Source organism: Sphingomonas sp. 77B, from assembly GCF_056497825.1.
Genome location: NZ_JBWMBY010000001.1, coordinates 3,577,558 through 3,595,275 on the forward strand (window position 1 = coordinate 3,577,558; position 17,718 = coordinate 3,595,275).

Below are 17,718 nucleotides of genomic sequence, written 5' to 3' on the forward strand. Positions count from 1 at the left end.
GTCGATTGCGGTCGAGTTGCTTATTGTGTTGACGTATAGGGTAGGTAACGCACCTTAACGTTAGGCCGCAAGCCCATAAAGAGAGGATTGGATGACCAACATCGTGATCGCAGGCTATGCCCGCTCTCCCTTCACCCAGGCTGGCAAGGGCGCGCTCGCACGGGTCCGCCCCGATGATCTGACCGCCCAGGTGATTCGCGGTCTGATCGAACGCACCAGCGTCGATGCGTCGGAGATCGAGGACATCATCCTGGGCTGCGCCTTTCCAGAGGGCGAGCAGGGCATGAACGTCGCGCGCCTGATCGGTCTGCTCGCCGACCTGCCGCTGTCGGTCGGTGGCATGACGGTGAACCGCTTCTGCGGATCGTCCATGTCGGCCATCCATATCGCCATGGGCCAGATCCAGATCGGCGCGGGCGAGGCGTTCATCTGCGCCGGTATCGAGTCGATGAGCCGGGTGCCGATGGGCGGCTACAATCCGCTGCCCAACCCCGAACTCGCCGCCGCGCGCCCCGGTGCCTATATGGGCATGGGCCAGACCGCCGAGAATGTCGCGGAGAAGTACCAGATCACCCGCGCCGAGCAGGAGAAGTTCGCGGTCGCCAGCCAGAAGAAGGCCGCCGAGGCACGCACCGCGGGTCGTCTGGCTGACGAGATCGTGCCGATCCACACCAAGGCGGGCGATGTGACCGAGGACGGCCTGATCCGTCCCGACACCACCGAGGAAGTCCTGTCCGGCCTGAAGCCCGCCTTCGACAAGGACGGCACCGTGACCGCGGGCACCGCTTCGCCGCTGACCGATGGTGCGGCCGCCGTGCTGGTCACGTCGGAGGAATTCGCCAAGAAGCATGGTCTGACGATCCTCGCCCGCATCAAGGCGGTCGGCATTTCCGGTTGCGAGCCGGAGACGATGGGGCTCGGCCCGATCGGTTCGTCGAAGAAGGCGCTGGAGCGTGCTGGTATCTCGGCCAGCGACCTCGACGTCGTCGAGATCAACGAAGCCTTTGCCAGCCAGGCGATCGCCTGCATCCGCGATCTGGGTCTGAAGGACGAGACGATCAACAAGGACGGCGGCGCCATCGCCATCGGCCATCCGCTGGGCGCGACCGGCGCGCGCATCGTCGGCAAGGCGGCGGCGCTGCTGGCGCGCGACGGCGGCCAATATGCGCTCGCCACCCAGTGCATCGGCGGCGGGCAGGGGATCGCCACGGTTCTGGAGCGTGCATGATGGCTGACACGATCAACAAGGTCTGCGTGATCGGTGCAGGCGTGATGGGGGCTGGCATTGCGGCGCAGGTCGCCAACGCCGGTGTGCCCGTCCTGCTGCTCGATATCGTGCCCAAGGACGGCGGTGACCGCGATGCGGTGGCCAAGGGGGCGGTTGCCAAAATGCTCAAGACCGAGCCTGCGCCCTTCATGTCCCCCGCCGCCGCCAAGCTGGTGGAAACCGGCAATATTGAGGATCACCTCGATAAGGTCGCCGAGTGCGATTGGATCGTCGAGGCGGTGGTCGAGCGGCTGGACATCAAGCAGGCACTCTATGCCAAGCTGGAGACGCTGAAGCGTCCCGGCACGGCGGTGTCGTCCAACACCTCGACCATTCCGCTCGCCCATCTGGTCGAGGGGCGGTCGGAGCAGTTCAAAAACGACTTCCTCATCACCCATTTCTTCAACCCCCCGCGCTATATGCGGTTGATCGAGATCGTGACCTCGGAGCATACCGACGCCGGTGTCGCGGCCAAGGTCGAACAGTTCGTCGATCACCGCATGGGCAAACGCATCGTCCGCGCCAAGGATACGCCGGGCTTCATCGCCAACCGTATCGGCACTTTTTGGCTGGCGGTCGCGATCAATGCGGCGATGGACCAGGGGCTGACCGTCGAGGAGGCCGACCAGATCGGCGGCCGTCCGATGGGCGTGCCCAAGACCGGCATTTTCGGGCTGATCGACCTGGTCGGCATCGACCTGATGCCGCTGCTCGCCAAGTCGCTGTCGTCGACGCTGCCCGCGGGTGACGCCTATTTCGACACGATCCGTCCGCTGCCGCTGGTCGACAAGATGATCGCGGAAGGGTTTACGGGCCGCAAGGGCAAGGGCGGCTTCTATCGCCTGGACCGCAAGCCCGACGGCAGCAAGGCCAAGCAGGCGATCGACCTGAAGACCGGCGAGTATCGCGCGGAGAAGAAGCCCGAGCGTCTGCCGGGCCGCGCCGAGAAGGACCTGGCCGCGCTGGTCGCGACGCCGGGCAAGGTCGGCGACTATGCCTGGGCGATCTTGGGTCCGGTGCTGTCCTATGCCGCCGGGCTGGTCGGCGAGGCGGCGGACGACGTGGTCGCGATCGATGACGCGATGAAGCTCGGCTATAACTGGAAGTTCGGCCCGTTCGAGCTGATCGACCGCATGGGTCCGGGCAAACTGGCCGAGCGGCTGCGCGCCGAGGGCAAGCCGGTCCCGGCGCTGCTGGAGACGGCGGGTGACCGCCCCTTCTACCGCGTGGTCGATGGCAAGCGTCAGTATCTGACGCTCGGCGGCGAATACGCCGATGTCGTCCGGGCCGAGGGCGTGTTGCTGCTCGAGGATATCAAGCTGCGCTCCGAACCGCTGCTCAAGAACGGTTCGGCGGCGGCCTGGGATGTCGGTGACGGCGTCGTGGCGTTCGAATTCACCGGCAAGATGAACGCGCTCGACGAGCAGGTCCTGTCGTTGCTCCAGAAGACCATCGCGCTGGTGAAGAGCCAGTATAAGGCGCTGGTCATCTATAATGAGGGCAGCAAATTCTCGGTCGGAGCGAATCTGGGCCTCGCCATGTTTGCGGTGAACATCGCCGCCTGGGGTGAGGTCGACAAGCTGGTCGTCGCGGGGCAGCAGGCGTACAAGGCGCTGAAATACGCGCCTTTCCCCGTGGTCGCCGCGCCTGCGGGCATGGCGCTGGGCGGCGGGTGCGAGATCCTGCTCCACGCCGACGCGATCCAGGCCCATGCGGAGAGCTATATCGGGCTGGTCGAAACCGGCGTCGGTCTGGTGCCGGGCTGGGGTGGCAATGGCGAGCTGATCGATCGTCTCGCCAAGTCGCCCAAGATGCCCAAGGGCCCGATGCCCGCCGCGATGAAGGCGTTCGAGACCATCTCGACCGCGCAGGTGTCGCGCTCGGCGGCGCTGGCCAAGGACCTTGGTTATCTCCGCAAGGACGATGGCATCACCATGAACCGCGACCGTCTGCTCGCCGATGCCAAGCAGAAGGCGCTGTCGCTGGTCGAGGGTTACCAGCCGCCCGAAAAGCCGGTCTTCCGCCTGCCGGGGGCGGCCGGACGCGTCGCCTTCAACGGCGCGGTCGCCGATTTCGCCAAGAAGGGCGTCGCCACGCCCTACGACGTGGTGGTCGCTGGCCGTCTGGCGAACATCGTCACCGGCGGCGAGGCCGACATCATCGACGAGGTGAGCGAGGACCAGCTGCTCAAGCTGGAACGCGCTGCCTTCATGGAAAGCGTCAAGGACGCGCGGACCCAGGCGCGGGTCGAGCACATGCTCGAAACCGGCAAGCCGCTGCGCAATTGATCGGGAGAGGATAATCCCATGCAAGTCTATAACGCACCGCTGCGCGACATGCGTTTCGTCCTCCACGAGCTGTTCCAGGAGGACGAGTTCGGCCCCGTCGCGGGGCAGGACGAATTCGGCCCAGAGCTGTACGACGCCATCCTCGAAGAGGCGGCGCGCGTCACGCAGGAGGTCCTGCTGCCGCTCAACGCCACCGGCGATATCGAGGGCTGCAAGCTGGAAAACGGCGTCGTCCGCACGCCCGCCGGTTTCAAGGAAGCCTATAACCAGTTCTGCGAGGGCGGCTGGGCCGCGCTCGCCTCGCCGGTCGAATATGGCGGGCAGGGGCTGCCGGAGGCGGTGAACAAGCTGGTCGAGGAGATGATCTGCGCGACCAACCTGTCGTTCAGCCTCTATCCCGGCCTGACCCACGGCGCGACCACCGCGCTGATGGGGCATGGTTCGGAAGACCTGAAGAGCTTCTATCTGCCCAAGATGATCTCGGGCGAATGGTCGGGCACCATGTGCCTGACCGAGGCGCATTGCGGCACCGATCTGGGCCTGCTGCGCACCCGCGCCGAGCCGCAGGAGGATGGGTCGTACCGGCTGACCGGCGGCAAGATCTTCATCTCGGCGGGCGACCATGACCTGACCGAAAACGTCATCCACCTCGTCCTCGCGCGCACCCCCGATGCCCCCAAGGGCGTGAAGGGGATCAGCCTGTTCCTGGTGCCGAAGTACCTGCCCAAGGACGACGGCTCGGTCGGCCCCGCCAATGGCGTCAGCGTCGCGGCGATCGAGCACAAGATGGGCCTGAAGGCGTCGGCCACCTGCCAGCTGGAGTTCAACGACTCCAAGGGCTGGGTCGTGGGCGAGCTTAACAAGGGCCTGGCCGCGATGTTCACCATGATGAATACCGAGCGCGTCTCGGTCGGCATCCAGGGCCTGGGCATCAACGAGGTCGCGTACCAGTCGGCCGTCGCTTATGCGAAGGACCGCCTGCAGGGCCGGGCGCTGGGCGGGGCGGCGCGTCCCGACCTGCCCGCCGATCCGATCATCGTCCACCCGGACGTGCGCCGGATGCTGATGACCATGCGCGCCTATGCGGAAGGCTGTCGTGCGCTGGGCCAATGGGCGGCGCGCGGGCTGGATGCCGAGGCGAATGCGATTGACCCGGCCGACCAGTCGCGCGCGGCGGACTTCGTCGCGCTGCTGACCCCGGTCGTGAAGGCGCTTTTCACCGACCTCGCCTTCGACGCGGCGAACATGGCGGTGCAGGTCCATGGCGGCCATGGCTATATCCGCGATCACGGCATCGAGCAGTTCGTCCGCGACGCCCGCATCGCCCAGATCTACGAGGGCACCAACGGCGTTCAGGCGCTCGACCTCGTCGGTCGCAAGATGCCCGCGCACATGGGCCGCTATATGCGTCCCTTCTTCCACGCGGTGTCGGAGCAGGTCGAGGCGCTGGTCCGCCACGAGGACAAGGCGATCACCGGCTGGGCCGCAGGGATGCAGCAGGCGTTCGGCGCGTTGCAGCTTAGCACGGGCATGATCGCGCAAAAGGGCATGAAGGACCCCGAGGAAGCGGGCGCGGCGGCGACCGACTATCTGCGCCTGCTGGGTCTGGTCGGCATGGGCCATTGCTTCCTGAAGTCGGCCCGGATCGCCACCGAGCGGCTGGCCGAGGGGACCGACGAGGCGGGCTTCTACAAGGCCAAGCTCGCCACCGCCGGCTTCTTCTTCGATCGCATCCTGCCCCAGGCGACGGCGGCGTTCCTGGCAATCAAGTCGGGCAAGCGCTCGACCATGGCGCTGGAGCTGGAAGCGTTTTGATACGAAGCGATGCCGGTTGCGCTTGATTGCGCGCAACCGGCATCGTACGCATGATGTGTCATTGTCCTATGCGTCATGCGATGAACGTATAGGGTAATCTGGGGGTGACCGGACAGAACCGGCGCTCCGGCCCGCAAATGGGCATGGAGAGGAGAAGAGGCATGTTGTTGACCCTGACGGCCATGGCCCTTGCAGCGGCTGGCGTGAATGCGGACTCGGTGGTCGGCCGCTGGCAGACCCAGACGCGCGGCGGCGTCGTCGAAATCCAGAAATGCGGCAGCTCGGTCTGTGGCCGTATCCTTTCGTCCGAAGGGCTGCGCACCAACCCGAACCTGACCGACAAGAACAACCGCGATCCCAAGCTGCGCAACCGCCCGATCAAGAATTTGCTGATCCTTCAGGGCTTTTCGCAGGATGGTGCGGCGTGGAGCGGCGGGACCATCTACAATGCCGAGGACGGCAAGACCTATGGCGCCAAGCTGACGCCCGAGGGGGCGGACACGCTGAAGGTGCGCGGCTGCGTCTTCGTACCGCTGTGCAAGACCCAGACCTGGACCCGTATCCGCTGATCCGCAGCGCAACCATCAGAATATCCCGGGGAGTATGCTCATGACCAAGTCCTTCAAGGCGCCGCTCCTGGCGACCGCCATCCTCTCGTCCTCCTTCGCCTTTGCGGGCGCGGCGCATGGCCAGGCCTTTTATCTTCAGGAACAGTCGACCCGTGGCCAGGGCCGCGCCTTTTCGGGTGAGGGCGCCGATACCGGCGCCTCCTCGCTCTGGTGGAACCCGGCGGCGATCGCAGGGATGGAGCGCGGCGAAGCGGTGCTCGGCGCGTCGGCGATCATCCCCAAGGGCGATGTCGTCGACAACGGAACGCTGATCCGCCGTCCGACCCTGCCCGGTGGTCCGGTGCAGACGTTCCAGCCGGTCGGTGGCGACCGCGTGTCGAGCGACCCGATCAATCGCGGCGTCGTGCCTTCCGGGGCGGTCGCCATTCCGCTCAACGACCGGGTCGCGGTCGGCCTGGCGGTCACCTCGCCCTACAGCTTCACCACCGAATATGACGCGACCAGCTGGGCCCGTTACAGCGCGCTCAAGACGGAGCTGCGCACGATCGATATCCAGCCCTCGGTCGGTATCGCGCTGCTCGACTGGCTGCGGGTCGGCGGTGCGCTGAACGTCGAATATACGAAGGCGGAACTCGGCAACGCGCTGCCCAACGTGCTGGCGACGCTGCCCGACGGGTATCAGCGGCTGAAGGGCGACGGCTGGGATCTGGGATGGACCGCAGGCGTCCAGCTGCACAATGACTGGGCCACCGTCGGCATCAGCTACAAATCGCGGATCAAACATAATCTGAAGGGCAGTCTGGAAGTCGGTGGCCTCCTCGGCCCGCTGGCTGGCCAGAACCGCACGATCGACGGGGCGACTGCGACCTTCTACACGCCCGCGCAGATCATCGTCGCGGGTCGCTTCCGCGCCACCGACAAGCTGACGTTGAACGCGCAGGCGGTTCGCTTCACCTGGGCCGATTTCGACGCGATCCGGCTGGGCGCACCGTTGAACACCGCGATCCCGGAGAACTACAAGAACAGCTTCTCGCTGGCGGGAGGTTTCGATTACGCGGCGACGGATCGCCTGACCCTGCGGGCCGGTGCGCAACGTGGTATCACCCCGACCCAGAACGGCAACCGCGATGCGCGTGTGCCCGACGCCAATCGTTGGAACTATTCGATCGGCGGGTCCTATAAGGTGACGCCGCGCTTCACGCTGGATGCAGCGGGCAGCTATATCGACTTCGCCAATGCGCCCATCGACCGCCGTACCGCGGCTTATGCGGGCACGGCCGTGCAGACGCCGATCCTGACCAACGGTCAGGTGCAGAATGCCCGCGCATTCGTGGCGTCGATCGGCGGCCGCTTCAGCTTCTGATTGAGAGACTGGTTATGAAGATCGTCGTGCCCGTGAAGCGGGTGTTGGATTATAATGTGAAGCCGCGCGTGAAGGCGGACGGGACGGGCGTCGATCTGGCGAACGTGAAGATGTCGATGAACCCGTTCGACGAGATCGCGGTGGAAGAGGCGATCCGGCTGAAGGAGAAGGGGGCGGCGACCGAAGTGGTCGTCGTCTCGATCGGCGAGCCGAAAGCGGCAGACACGCTTCGCACCGCGCTCGCCATGGGCGCGGATCGGGCGATCCTCATCACCTCGGACCAGCCGGTCGAACCCTTGGGCGTCGCCAAGCTGCTCGCCAAGGTGGTCGAGGAGGAACAGCCGGGTCTCGTGATCCTGGGCAAGCAGGCGATCGACGGCGACAACAACCAGACCGGCCAGATGCTGGCGGGCCTGCTCGGCTGGGCGCAGGGCACGTTCGCGTCGAAGGTCGAGATCGACGGTGAGAGCGCCAACGTCACCCGCGAGGTCGATGGCGGCCTGGAGACGGTGGCCCTCACGCTGCCTGCGATCGTGACGACCGACCTTCGCCTCAACGAGCCGCGCTATGCGTCTCTCCCCAACATCATGAAGGCCAAGTCCAAGCCGATGGCGACCAAGACGGCCGCCGACTACGGCGTCGATGTCGCCCCGCGCCTGACGATCACCCATGTCGCCGAGCCCGGCAAGCGCCAGGCGGGCGTCAAGGTCGGCTCGGTCGACGAGCTGGTCGAGAAACTCAAAGCACTGGGAGTGGCCAAGTGAAGACGCTGGTTTGGGTCGAGCATGACGGCGGGGCCGTCAAGGATGCCACGCTGGCGACCGTCACGGCGGCGGCCAAGCTGGGCGAGGTGCACCTGATCGTCGCAGGGCAGGGCGTCGATGGCGTGGCGCAGGCCGCGGCGAAAATCGCGGGCGTGGGCAAGGTCCATGTCGCCGACGATGCAGCCTACGCCAATGCGCTGGCCGAGAATGTCGCACCGCTGATCGCCGAGCTGATGGGCCATCACGACGCGTTCCTCGCGCCGTCGACGACGACCGGCAAGAACATCGCCCCGCGTGTCGCCGCGCTCATCGACGTGATGCAGATCAGCGACATCCTGTCGGTCGAGGGACCGGACAGCTTCACCCGGCCGATCTATGCGGGCAACGCCATTGCCACCGTCAAGACCAGCGACAAGAAGCTCGTCCTGACCGTGCGAACCACCGCGTTCGAAAAGGCGGCGGCCGAGGGCGGCGCGGGCACGATCGAAGCGGTGGCCTCGACCGGCGATGCGGCCAAGTCCCGCTTCGTCGGCGCGGAGAAGGCCGAGAATGCCCGGCCCGAGCTGACTAGCGCCAAGATCATCGTCTCGGGTGGCCGCGCGCTGGGCTCGGAGGAGCAGTTCCACGCGCTGATCGACCCGCTCGCCGACAAGCTGGGCGCGGCCGTCGGCGCATCCCGCGCGGCGGTCGATGCGGGCTATGCCCCCAACGACTATCAGGTTGGCCAGACCGGCAAGATCGTGGCACCCGAAGTCTATGTCGCGGTCGGCATCTCAGGCGCGATCCAGCATCTGGCGGGGATGAAGGATTCGAAGGTCATCGTCGCGATCAACAAGGACGAGGATGCGCCGATCTTCCAGGTGGCGGACATCGGCCTGGTCGGCGACCTGTTCACCGTCGTGCCCGAGCTGACGAGCAAGGTCTGACAAACGATCCTCCCCGCTCGCGGGGAGGTGGCAGGCCGCAGGCCTGACGGAGGGGGGCGGCCGCAAGGGACGTCCATCGAGGAAGCCCCCCCTCCACCATGCTTCGCATGGTCCCCCTCCCCGTGGCGGGGAGGATTGATGCTCGCTGGCAATCATCGACTTTAAATTTGGATTAAGATTTACGACATAACCTGCGTGCGCTCTCGTGGAGTGCCGTATGAAACCAGCCGAGCCCCTCGCGCTGAACCATAGCTGGCCCTTGTTCGAACGCGGACGGCGTTTCGATCTGGGGTTCCTGAACGCGCCCGATGCCGCCCCGGTTGAGGTCGACGATGCATGGCTGGCCGCCCATGGCTTCGGGCGTTGGTCCTGTGATCTCGACTCCGAGACGCTGCGCTGGACGACGGGTGTGTTTCCGATATTCGACTGGCAACCCGATCGAGCCCCGGAGCGGCCGGGTATATTACAGCGCTATCGTCCGGAATCGCTGTCGGCGGTCGAGCGGCTACGGTCCTACGCGATCCGGCATCGTCGCGGCTTTACGATCGATGCGGAAATCCATCGACCCGGCGGCTCGCGATGGATCCGGATCATCGGTGCGCCGCAGTGTCGAGGTGAACGCGTGATAGCGCTACATGGCCTGAAAATGGACGTCAGCGCCGAATATCGCTAATCCATGTAAGGAAATGCCCCGAAATTTCGTTGCCTGCTTGTTAGCGCGACGATGCTCCGTTTAGCATTCGCACATGACAGACAATATCATTGGGGGAGGCGATCGTCGGGTTCGGACGATCGCGGATCTGGCGGAGATGGCGGGCGTGTCGCCGGGCACGGTATCGCGCGCGCTGGCAGGCAAGTCGCTGGTCAATGCCGAGACCCGCGCTCGTATTCAGGCGCTGGCTGACCAGCACGGCTTTCGGCCCAACCAGATGGCCAGTCGTCTTCGTACCCGGCGAACCGGGGTGATCGGGATCGTCGTGCCGTTGGGGCATGACCGACGCCAGCATTTGTCCGACCCGTTCTTCATGACGATGCTGGGCCATCTCGCCGATGCGCTGACCGAAAATGGTTATGACGTGATGCTGTCGCGGGTGATCCCGGACGCGCCCGACTGGCTGGACCGGGTGGTCGACAGCGGCATGGTCGATGGCGTGCTGCTGATCGGCCAGTCGAACCAGTATGACGCGATCGAGCGGGTCGCGCGCCGTTATCGTCCGCTGGTCGCCTGGGGCGTCAACCTGCCCGATCAGGTTCATGCGGCGGTCGGCACCGACAATGCCCAGGGCGGCTATCTCGCGGGGCAGCGGCTGGTCGAACGCGGATGCCGCCGCATCGCCTTTCTGGGCGATATCGGCCCGCCCGAGATCCGCCAGCGCCATGACGGAGTAGCGCGCGCCATGGCCGAGGCCGGGCTGGAGGGCCCCATACAACTTTCCACCCATCTCGCCTCCGACGTGATGGCGCAGGAGATCGCCGCGCATATCGATGCGCTGATCGAACAGGGCGGCGGGACGATGGCGATCGACGGGATCGTCGCGGCCTCGGACATGATCGCGATGACGGCGGTGCGCGTGCTCGCCGACCATGCGATCGCGGTGCCCGAGACCCTGCCCGTGATCGGCTATGACGACCTGCCGCTCGCCGCCCAGTCCGTGCCGCGCATCACCACCATTCGCCAGGACATCGCGGCGGGTGCCAAGGCGATGGTCGACGCTCTGTTCGCCCGGATCGGCGGCGAGGAAGCGGGCTCGGTGACACTCGCCCCCGAGTTGATCCTGCGCGAAACGGCCTGAGGCCTCTCCTCCCCGGTGACGGGAGGAAAGGCGGAGGTCAGGCGATCGTCACCCGGTCGCCGTCGAAGGCCAACCGGAACCACGGCGCGGCGGTCCCGCCGAAACGTTGGCGGCGCAGGGCCGCGTCGCTGCCGGCGTCGCGGCCCTCCATGCCCCAATAGTCCACGAAGCTGGTGACATCGCCTTCGCCCGTCACCCACCAGCAATAGGCCTGGGTCGGCTCTTCCACCGGATTGCCTGCGACCAGTCCGGTGCCGTTGACCGGCCGCCATGGCCCCGCAAAGCGATTCGCGACCATCGCGTACAGCCCGGTCGGTGCATTCAGGCCGGGGGCGAAGCGCTTTCCCTGGGTCGACCAGAAGCAATAATACAGGCCGTCGCGGACGATGATATGCGGCCGCTCCAGCTCGCTGTTGACGCCGAGCGCCTCGATCAACGGGGGCTGGATCGTCCAGCCATTGCCTTCGCGCCTGGCGACACCGACCACGCCGTCGATATCCTGGCGCACCCAGCCCGCCGAGCCGACGAATAGCAGATATTCCGCCCCATCCGCCGGATCGCGGAAATAGCCGGGATCGCGAAAGCCTTTGATGCCGCCATTTTCCGGCTCGGCCTGGTTGGCGACGATGTAATGATGGCCATCCGCCGCGACGCTCTCGACCGGCTCGCTCCAGCCCTCGGTGCGGGCGGTATCGCCCTCGACGACGAAGCGGCCCTGCGTCTCGAACAGGCGCTGCTCGAAGGTGCGGGGCTGGCCGCGCCGCCCGGAGGCGGTGAAATACATGGTCAGCGTCGTGTCGTCCTCGCCCAGCACCGCCGAGCCCGACCATTCGCGGCTGCCCGGCGTAAATCCGTCGGCAAAGGTCACGCCGTGATCGCGCCAGCCGTCGGCGCCGTAGCTGGTCAGGCGGATGCGCGCCTCGTCGTGGCGCATCTCGGGATCGGAAAGGCGCGGCGTCGCGAGGAAGAACCACCAGCTTCGCCCACCCAAAAAGGCGGTGCGGCCATCGGCATAGGCGATCTGCCACATGTCCCAGAAATCATGGTCGGGCAGGATCGGCACGACATCGGCGGCGGTGAAGACCGGCAGGCGCGCGTCGGTCTGCGCCGCGATCCCGGCCAGCGCGTCGGCCGACCAATGGGCGGGAATAGGGGTGTCGGTCATGATACCTCAGGTGAAATCGGGTAATGGGATCAGGCTTGCGCGGTGGCACCGAGCGGCAGCCCCTGCGCATTGCGGGCGCGCACCGTGTAGACGGAGACGGCGGCGAGCAGCATCAGTACGCCGCACAGGGTCAGCACGTTGCGCGGATCGCCGCCGAGCCAGCTTTGATAGAAAAGCGGCAACGTCACGCCGAAGATCAGCATGGGGATGACGATCATCATGTTGAAGATGCCCATATAGACACCCGTCCGCTCGGGCGGGATCGAGCCGGCCAGGATGACATAGGGATTGCCCATCATGCTGGCCCAGCCGAGGCCGATGCCGATGGCGGGCAGGAACAGCATCGCCTTGCTGGTCATGTGCGGCATGACCATCATGCCGATGCCGGTGATGACCAGGCAGAGCGCATGCAGCGGCGCCGCGCCGATCCGTTTGGCGAGCGGCACCATCGCGAAGGCGGCGACGAAGGCGACACCGTTGTAGAAAGCCGCCACTTCGCCATTGGTCAGCACCGCGGCGTGAAAGCCCGACGAATTCGCGTCGGCGGTGCCATAGACCGAGCGGCCGATCGCATAGATGACGTAATTCCAATAGGCCATCATGGCGTACCACTGGAACAGGCTCATCAGTGCCAGCTTTCGCATCGGCAGCGGCATGTCGCGGATCGCGCCGCCGATCTCCTTCAGCGTCGCTCCGATGCCCTTGGGCGCAGCGGCGATGCGCGCGCGTTCCTTGGAGGTCAGCGGCAGTTCGGGTACGCGGCGGATCGACCAGACGATCGTGACGAAAGACAGGACCGCGCCGATCATGAAGACGACGCGCGCGGTGTAGGGAATATGGTGCCCATCCACCCAGTCCGGGTTCATCCCCGCCCAAACCAGGATCGAGGGCGTGAGAAAGGCGAGCATCTGCGCCAAGCCGGTAAAGGCGCTCTGCGTCAGGAAGCCGACATTATGCTGCGCACCGTCCAGCCGGTCGGAGACATAGGCGCGGTACGGCTCCATGGTGATATTGTTGCCAGCGTCCAGGATCCAGAGCAGTGACACCGCCATCAGCAGCGACGAACTGAGCGGCATGAAGAACAGCCCCAGCGCGCACAGGACCGCGCCGATCAGGAAATAGGGCGTACGCCGCCCCCAGCGGCTGTCCGTCCGGTCGCTCATCGCGCCGATCAGCGGCTGGATCAGCAGGCCCGTCATCGGCCCCGCCATCTGCAGCAACGGGATCTGGGCCTCCGACGCCCCGAGATAGCTGTAGATCGGCGCCATGTTTCCCTGTTGCAGGCCGAAGCTGAATTGCAGGCCCAGAAAGCCCAGATTCATCTCCAGGATACGGACCAGCGACAGGCGCGGCTTGGGGGTGGCCATGGTTCCGGCAGCAGGGGTGGAGGGGGTCATGCGGGTCCTCTCGCACGCGGGGGTGGGCCAAGGTCTATCGCTGGCTTGCCGCGTCGGAACCATCATGCCGTGCCGCATCACGGATTGCAACAAACGATTGCAATGACAATCGATGAAGTCCTCTGCGCGAGATGGCGGAGGGTCAGGGTATCTCTTCGTCCCGACGCGCCAAGGCCGCGCTTTCCCGCTTGAGTGGGCGCGCCACGGGGCAAACCTCTTGCACGAAGCCGTTCAGCGTGTTGGTCAGGCTTTCGGGGACGAGGCGATAGAAGACGAACTGGCCGCGCTTCTCGCTGGTGACGAGGCCCGCCGCCTCCAGGATCGAAAGATGCTGCGAAATCGACGGCTTGGCCATATCGAAGCGCGAGGCGATATCGCCCGCGCTCAATTCGGCATGGGCCAGATAGGCCAGGATGCGGCGGCGGGCCGGATTGGCCAGTGCCTCGAACACACGTTGCATGATCACGTATTTAGGCAATTCGCTAAGCATTGACAAACGTGCTTCGGTATTTAGGAATATACCTAAATATATAAGGAACGCTGCATGACTTGCCGTTCGACCGCCCGCATGATCGCCTCGCCCGGCAGTAACGCTTGTGACGGGCAGGTACGATGGGCGCCCATGCGATCGCTTTGGATGATTGGGATGACCGGATCGGCCGTGATATTTGCGCCGATATACGTCACGCCTGGGGCCGTGCTGCTGTGGCTGGCGACCTCGGCCGTGACATTGTGCCTCGGGCACTCGATCGGGCTGCATCGCCTGCTGATCCATCGCAGTTTCGCGGCACCGCTCTGGTTCGAACGGGTGCTGGTCTATCTGGGCACATTGGTCGGCATGGCGGGGCCGCTGGGCATGGTGCGGCTGCATGACACGCGCGACTGGGCGCAACGACAGGTGGCGTGTCACGATCTCCATGCCCACCGTGCGTCATGGCTGCGGGATGCCTGGTGGCAGATGCATTGCCGCCTGGACCTGACCCATCCGCCGCGTTTCGAGCCTGAGGTGCGGTTGCACGACGACCGTGTCCTGATCTGGCTGGAGCGGAGCTGGCTGGCGCAGCAAATCCCCTGGGCGCTGTTGGTCCTATGGGCGGGCGGTCTGCCCTGGCTGGTCTGGGGCGTGCCGGTACGGGTGGCGGTCGGCGTCACCGGGCATTGGTTGGTCGGTCACATCACCCACCGGCGGGGTCCGCAAGGTTGGAGCGTCGACGATGTCGCGGTCCAGGGCCACGACCTGCCCGCCGCCGCATTCATCACCTTCGGCGAGGCGTGGCATGGCAACCATCATGCCTGGCCCGACTCCGCGCGGCTGGGGATCGAGCCGGGCCAGCATGATCCGGGCTGGTGGGTGCTGCTGGGCCTGCGCCGGATCGGGTTGGTCCGCGACCTGAAGGAACCGGCGATGCTGTCACCGCGCGAGGGGCTGCGGCGGGTGGCTTTGGCGGAATGATCGCCCTTGTGTTTGGCCGTGCGGCGGTCGACCATCCGGTGCAGAGAGGATCCATCCATGCTGTTCATGATCATAAGTCTGCTGACCGCGCCGATGGCCGCCCAAGCTGTGCCGTCGAAATCGGTCTGCGACGTCGGCCGGGTCATATTGGCGGACATGCTTCCCGGGGGCGGAGATGAAAGTTACCTGGAAACCGATCCGGAACGCAGTGGCCTCATGAAGCTATGTCCGGGACTCCGTGCCGCGCTGCCCAAGGGGTATCGCACGGTCGACGATGATGCCCGGTCGCGTGCCGATATTCACGCGCCGATCCCCGACCAGCCATCGCCCAAGGCCGCCTATATCTATGCGATCGGAGCGCCCGTCATCGCAGCAGACGGGCGCTCGGCGACGGTGGAGATCCTGTGCACCTGCACGGGGCTTTGCGGCTCCGCCACGCGAAGCCGCTACATCCGTACGCCGCAAGGCTGGCGACGCGACGGCAAGCCCCGGATGCTCTGGGTGTCGTGATCGCTCACCGCCCGCCGGGCGGCAGGTTCGTTTCCAGATAGCGGGTCATCAGCGAGTAGAGGTGGATGCTCGTATTCTCGCCCTCAGATATGCCATGGCTGCGGTCGGGATAGGCCATCATCGTGAACGGCTTGTTGAAGTGGATGAGCCGGTCGACCAGCTGGTCCTGGTTCTGGTAATGGACATTGTCGTCCAGCGTGCCGTGGATCAGTAGCAGATTGCCCTTCAGCCGATCGGCGAAGGTGATGGGCGAGCCATTCTTATACCCTTCCGCATTGTCCTGCGGCAGGCCCATATAGCGTTCCTGATAGATGGTATCGTAGAGCTTCATGTCGGTCGGCCCCGCGACCGCGATGCCGGTCTTGTAGAGGTCGGGGTAACGGAACAGCGCGTTCTGCGTCATCGCCCCGCCGCCGCTCCAGCCCCAGATGCCGATCCGGGCGGGGTCGATATAGGGGCGGGTGGCCAGCATCTTCTGCACGCCCGCCGCATAATCGGCCGAGGCGAGGATACCGACTTGGCGATAGATGATCTTGCGCCAGTCATGGCCGCGTGGGCTAGCGGTGCCGCGCGGGTCGAGGCTGGCGACCAGATAGCCCTTTTGCGCCAGCATCCGGTGCCACAGCCCCTGCGACCCCGCCCAGCGATCCGCGACCGTCTGGCCCCAGGGTTCGCCATAGACGAAATAGAGGATCGGATAGCGCTTGGCGGGATCGAAGCCCGGCGGCTTGATGAGCCAGCCGTCCAGCTGCGTGCCGCCGCCGATATCGACGCGGAAGAACTCGGTGGCGGGCAGGCCGGTGTCCTTCACGACCTGGGCGAGCGGCGCATTGGCCGCCAACGTGCGCAGCGGCTGCTGGCGGGTCATGTCGAGCATGTCCGTCACCGGCGGCGCGTCGAAGCGCGACACGGTGTGCAGCGCCCAATGCTCGCCCGGCGCGATGTCGTAGCTGTGCGTGCCCGGCTGGTTCGCAGGCGTCAGCCGCTCGACCCTGGGCGTGCCGGACAGGGTGGTGCGATAGAGGTAACGCTGGGTCGGATTGTCGGGTGAGGCGATGAACCAGGCATAGCCCGCCTTTTCATCGACCCGCAGCAACTCGACCACGTCGAACTTGCCCGGTGTGCGAAGCGTCGCGCGGCCGCTCGCCCGGTCGATCGTATAAAGGTGCCGCCAGCCGTCGCGCTCGGACAGCCAGGTGAGGCTGCGCCCGCCGTTCAGCCAGTCCGGCGCGACATTCGCCTCGACCCAGGCCGCGTCCTTTTCGACCATGATCGGCTTGACCGCGCCGGTCGCGGGATCACCGAGCAGGACATTGTACGTGTTCTGGAGCCTGTTCGATTGTTGGATGAACAGCGCGTCCGATCCGCCTGCCCAGCTGATCTGCGGCACGTAATTCTGGCGCGGATCGCCTGACAGCTTGAACCAGCGGGTCGCACCGTCGGCGACGTCGATTACGCCGGTCGTCACCGCCGAGTTGGTCGTGCCAGCCTTGGGATATTGCAGCGGGATCACCTGCGAATATTGGCCGCCGGTGTTCTTTATCATGTCGAAGGTGCCGACGCCCTTCGTATCGAAGCGCAGAAAGGCGATGCGGCGCGAGTCTGGGCTCCATTCGAAGGCGCGGTGGACGCCGAACTCTTCCTCGTAAACCCAGTCGGCGAGGCCGTTGACGACATAATCGTCGCCGTCCCGGGTCAGCGCGGTCGCCGCGCCGCCCTCGATCGGCTCGACATAGATGTTGTTGCCACGGACATAGGCGATGCGGCGGCTGTCGGGCGAGACGGTGGCGTAGAGCAGGGTCGAGGGCGCGGCGTCGCCGCCGATCTTGTGCAGCCTTTTCGTCGTGGTGTCGTACAGCCAGTAATCCGACAGAGCGTTGGTCCGGCGGAAACGCTTGCCGTTGGTCTGGATCAGCAGCCAGCGATTGTCGGGCGACCATTCATAGCTGTCGATGCCCAGCGGCGCACTCGCCCCCGGCGGGACCAGATCGGCCGCGCCAACCACCACCTGCCGCTGTCCGTCGGCGATCGCATAGCGGACGATGTCCTGCCCGCCCTTGGGCGCATCCTCCAGCGCGAGATAGCTTTCACCATCCTTGCCCCAGCGACTGGAGCGGACATATTCCGTGCGGACGGCCTTGGGCCCGAAAATGCCCTCGACCGACAAGGGCGCGGCCGTGGCGGACGCGGCGGCCTGGGCCGCCAGCGGCGTGGCCAGCGCGAGCGAGGAAAGGGAAACCAAAAGCCCGGAAATCCGCCAGTACGACCGCATCGACCCACCCACTCGAAGAATTGCTCGGGGCCAGCGTAACGACGCCATGCAGGATCGTATACCGAAATCTGCGTGAAGATCGGTGGCGATGCGCTTAGAGCAGGGCGGAAGGCGATCACCAGGGAACGGGCCGGTT

The 17,718-nt window shown here is 65.7% G+C and carries 15 protein-coding genes; 11 read left to right on the top strand and 4 right to left on the bottom strand.

The window, feature by feature from the left end; all coding sequences use genetic code 11:
• Nucleotides 1-91 precede the first annotated feature (91 nt).
• The 9 genes from AC1GI4_RS16835 to AC1GI4_RS16875 all read left to right on the top strand — a co-directional run bounded on the left by AC1GI4_RS16835 (nucleotide 92) and on the right by AC1GI4_RS16875 (nucleotide 10,785).
• Nucleotides 92-1,228 (top strand): thiolase family protein, encoded by a 1,137-nt coding sequence (locus AC1GI4_RS16835; RefSeq protein WP_479630263.1) that lies wholly within the window; start codon nucleotides 92-94, stop codon nucleotides 1,226-1,228.
• Entirely contained in the window at nucleotides 1,228-3,555 is a 2,328-nt protein-coding gene (locus AC1GI4_RS16840; RefSeq protein ID WP_479630264.1) for a 3-hydroxyacyl-CoA dehydrogenase/enoyl-CoA hydratase family protein, read from the top strand. The genes AC1GI4_RS16835 and AC1GI4_RS16840 overlap by 1 nt, the downstream gene beginning before the upstream one ends.
• An 18-nt stretch (nucleotides 3,556-3,573) precedes the next feature.
• Nucleotides 3,574-5,370: an acyl-CoA dehydrogenase C-terminal domain-containing protein gene (locus tag AC1GI4_RS16845; protein ID WP_479630266.1), complete on the top strand. Its 1,797-nt coding sequence runs from the start codon at nucleotides 3,574-3,576 to the stop codon at nucleotides 5,368-5,370.
• Nucleotides 5,371-5,531: 161 nt separating this feature from the next.
• On the top strand, nucleotides 5,532-5,939 hold the full coding sequence (locus AC1GI4_RS16850) for a DUF2147 domain-containing protein (RefSeq protein ID WP_433910227.1): 408 nt from the start codon (nucleotides 5,532-5,534) through the stop codon (nucleotides 5,937-5,939).
• A gap of 34 nt (nucleotides 5,940-5,973) precedes the next feature.
• The gene (locus AC1GI4_RS16855; protein ID WP_433910228.1) at nucleotides 5,974-7,302 is read left to right on the top strand and encodes an OmpP1/FadL family transporter; all 1,329 of its coding nucleotides are present in this window, start codon (nucleotides 5,974-5,976) and stop codon (nucleotides 7,300-7,302) included.
• Between the two features lie 14 nt (nucleotides 7,303-7,316).
• A complete protein-coding gene (locus tag AC1GI4_RS16860) occupies nucleotides 7,317-8,066 on the top strand; it encodes an electron transfer flavoprotein subunit beta/FixA family protein (protein WP_479630268.1) in 750 nt (249 codons plus the stop codon).
• On the top strand, nucleotides 8,063-8,992 hold the full coding sequence (locus tag AC1GI4_RS16865; protein WP_479630269.1) for an electron transfer flavoprotein subunit alpha/FixB family protein: 930 nt from the start codon (nucleotides 8,063-8,065) through the stop codon (nucleotides 8,990-8,992). The genes AC1GI4_RS16860 and AC1GI4_RS16865 overlap by 4 nt, the downstream gene beginning before the upstream one ends.
• 217 nt (nucleotides 8,993-9,209) lie before the next feature.
• On the top strand, nucleotides 9,210-9,665 hold the full coding sequence (locus AC1GI4_RS16870) for a hypothetical protein (RefSeq protein WP_479630270.1): 456 nt from the start codon (nucleotides 9,210-9,212) through the stop codon (nucleotides 9,663-9,665).
• 73 nt (nucleotides 9,666-9,738) lie between these two features.
• Nucleotides 9,739-10,785, top strand: coding sequence for a LacI family DNA-binding transcriptional regulator (locus AC1GI4_RS16875; protein WP_433910232.1), 1,047 nt, complete (start codon nucleotides 9,739-9,741; stop codon nucleotides 10,783-10,785).
• A 37-nt stretch (nucleotides 10,786-10,822) separates the two neighbouring features.
• On the opposite strand, the gene AC1GI4_RS16880 is transcribed toward AC1GI4_RS16875, so the two are convergent.
• The 3 genes from AC1GI4_RS16880 to AC1GI4_RS16890 all read right to left on the bottom strand — a co-directional run bounded on the left by AC1GI4_RS16880 (nucleotide 10,823) and on the right by AC1GI4_RS16890 (nucleotide 13,807).
• A complete protein-coding gene (locus AC1GI4_RS16880) occupies nucleotides 10,823-11,950 on the bottom strand; it encodes a glycoside hydrolase family 68 protein (RefSeq protein WP_479630271.1) in 1,128 nt (375 codons plus the stop codon).
• A 29-nt stretch (nucleotides 11,951-11,979) separates the two neighbouring features.
• A complete protein-coding gene (locus AC1GI4_RS16885) occupies nucleotides 11,980-13,317 on the bottom strand; it encodes an MFS transporter (RefSeq protein ID WP_479630272.1) in 1,338 nt (445 codons plus the stop codon).
• Between the two features lie 172 nt (nucleotides 13,318-13,489).
• Nucleotides 13,490-13,807 carry a metalloregulator ArsR/SmtB family transcription factor gene (locus AC1GI4_RS16890; protein ID WP_433910235.1) on the bottom strand — a complete coding sequence of 106 codons (318 nt, stop codon included), beginning with the start codon at nucleotides 13,805-13,807 and terminating at the stop codon, nucleotides 13,490-13,492.
• Between the two features lie 186 nt (nucleotides 13,808-13,993).
• Between AC1GI4_RS16890 and AC1GI4_RS16895 the strand changes: the two genes are divergently transcribed.
• Both AC1GI4_RS16895 and AC1GI4_RS16900 read left to right on the top strand, forming a co-directional pair.
• The gene (locus AC1GI4_RS16895; RefSeq protein WP_479630273.1) at nucleotides 13,994-14,800 is read left to right on the top strand and encodes an acyl-CoA desaturase; all 807 of its coding nucleotides are present in this window, start codon (nucleotides 13,994-13,996) and stop codon (nucleotides 14,798-14,800) included.
• Between the two features lie 57 nt (nucleotides 14,801-14,857).
• Complete coding sequence (locus AC1GI4_RS16900) at nucleotides 14,858-15,310, top strand: hypothetical protein (protein WP_479630274.1); 453 nt, start codon at nucleotides 14,858-14,860, stop codon at nucleotides 15,308-15,310.
• Nucleotides 15,311-15,314: 4 nt separating this feature from the next.
• Here the strand turns inward: AC1GI4_RS16900 and AC1GI4_RS16905 are convergent, their stop codons facing one another.
• The gene (locus AC1GI4_RS16905) at nucleotides 15,315-17,552 is read right to left on the bottom strand and encodes a S9 family peptidase (RefSeq protein WP_479630275.1); all 2,238 of its coding nucleotides are present in this window, start codon (nucleotides 17,550-17,552) and stop codon (nucleotides 15,315-15,317) included.
• Nucleotides 17,553-17,718: the final 166 nt, after the last annotated feature.